The organism is Pedobacter jeongneungensis (assembly GCF_000633455.1).
GTDB lineage: Bacteria > Bacteroidota > Bacteroidia > Sphingobacteriales > Sphingobacteriaceae > Pedobacter > Pedobacter jeongneungensis_A.
On record NZ_AYMG01000043.1, the window covers coordinates 1 to 258 of the forward strand.

At 45.7% G+C, this 258-nt stretch carries 1 protein-coding gene; it reads right to left on the bottom strand.

Annotation, left to right across the window (positions count from 1 at the left end; translation table 11 throughout):
- The coding region (locus tag U859_RS30780) for a hypothetical protein (RefSeq protein ID WP_037505981.1) at window positions 1–258 on the bottom strand (258 nt) is incomplete at both ends.

Genomic DNA, 258 nt, shown 5'->3' on the forward strand with positions numbered 1-258 from the left:
TAAGTTCCTGCCGGAGTATTCGGTGCAACGTTCACTTTTCCGGTGGTTACATCTAAGGTAACGTTAGGGTTAGTGGTCGAAACCTGGCTTAATTTCACTTCGTTCAAAGTAGCCGGGTTGCCGTTGTAGGTATCGTTCAACAATACATTTTCAACTGCTGTTCCACCGGTGTAGCCGTTTGCATTTCCTGAATCGTTTGTAGCAACCATTGCCGGTGCTGAAACGGTTACAGTAACGGTAGCTTGTTTTGTTTGACCT